Here is a 904-nt window from a genome sequence, read left to right as displayed (position 1 = left end):
GTCCCGGTCTGGGTCGATTGAGATGAACAGAGGCGTGACCGACTGGCCTCGCTCGGCCAGTATATCCACAGCCTCGGCATTGCGCGACATGTCGAACGGGCAGACATCGGGACAGAACGTATAGCCAAAATAAACCAGTGTCGGCTCGGTGATAACGTCAGTGTCAGTGACAGTCTGACCCTCTCCGTTGATCAATTCGAATGGGCCGCCAATGGCTGCGGTGCCGCCGGCGATTTGGCTGGACCGGCATTGCGCGAACTGATCATCCGATCCGGCACCTCGGGTCAGCAGCCACATGGCCCCCAGACCAATGGCAAGAACAACGGTGGCAAGAACGGCATAAAGACGGACCATGACTTCAATCCTAATGATCAGAGGGGTTGTTGATCGTTTCGGCCCGGACACCTATCAAGATGATCAGCCGATGCAACAGGACATAGTGAACCCATGGCCAATTCCAACATCACATTATGGCGTGGACAGGAACGCAGCAGCTGGATCAGGCTGCGCACGCTGATCCTGCTGCGCTGGGTTGCCATCATCGGCCAGATCACAGCCATCACCGTCGCCCAACAAACCTATCACGTCGAGCTGGATGTGATGCTGTGCTATCTGGCCATCGGGGTCTCGATCCTGGGCAACCTGACTGCGATCCTGATCTTCCCAAGAAACAAGCGCTTGTCAGAGTTCGAGAACTTCCTGATGGTTCTGTTCGACCTGCTGCAATTGACCGTTCTGCTGTACCTGACCGGAGGGCTGAACAATCCGTTTGCCTTGCTGCTTGTGGGGCCAGTGACGATCTCGGCCAATGTCATGAGCACCCGATCGACGTTGATCGTTGGCGTGGTTGCAATTGTTCTGACCACTCTGCTGGCCGAATTCCATGTGCCCTTGCGCACGGATG

At 56.3% G+C, this 904-nt stretch carries 1 protein-coding gene and 1 pseudogene; one reads left to right on the top strand and one right to left on the bottom strand.

Annotation, left to right across the window (positions count from 1 at the left end; translation table 11 throughout):
• On the bottom strand, positions 1-354 hold a 354-nt coding region (locus ACR0C6_RS21485; RefSeq protein ID WP_480621144.1), incomplete at its 3' end, for an SCO family protein.
• Between the two features lie 93 nt (positions 355-447).
• Between ACR0C6_RS21485 and ACR0C6_RS21480 the strand changes: the two are divergent.
• Positions 448-904, top strand: a pseudogene (locus tag ACR0C6_RS21480) (sensor histidine kinase RegB); the annotation flags it as partial.

The sequence above is a fragment of the Ruegeria sp. AL12 genome (genome assembly GCF_056540885.1).
Note: the sequence above shows the minus strand (reverse complement) of the source record. Positions and strands in the feature narration are given on the sequence as shown.